The sequence below is a fragment of the Streptococcus pseudopneumoniae genome (assembly GCF_038148935.1).
Lineage (GTDB): Bacteria > Bacillota > Bacilli > Lactobacillales > Streptococcaceae > Streptococcus > Streptococcus pseudopneumoniae_U.
Genome location: NZ_JBBJZX010000275.1, coordinates 1 through 238, shown reverse-complemented (window position 1 = coordinate 238; position 238 = coordinate 1). Strand labels below are relative to the sequence as shown.

1 protein-coding gene is annotated in these 238 nt (G+C 39.9%); it reads right to left on the bottom strand.

The genetic code is table 11. The features are described from left to right. On the bottom strand, positions 1 to 238 hold a 238-nt coding region (locus tag WKI42_RS10960; RefSeq protein WP_368081926.1), incomplete at both ends, for an ATP-binding cassette domain-containing protein.

The following is a 238-nucleotide window of genomic DNA, read 5'->3' as shown; positions in this document are numbered from 1 at the left end:
TAGAGTTTGAATGAACTCGTGGTCATGACTGGCAAAGATGATTGATTCTTTGAAGTTTTTCAATCCATCGTTCAAGCTTGAGATAGATTCCAAGTCCAAGTGATTGGTTGGATCATCAAGTACAAGGACATTTGATTTCAAGAGCATGAGTTTTGAAAGCATAACACGCACTTTTTCTCCTCCTGACAAGACGTTTACAGGTTTGTTAACCTCATCTCCAGAGAAGAGCATACGGCCT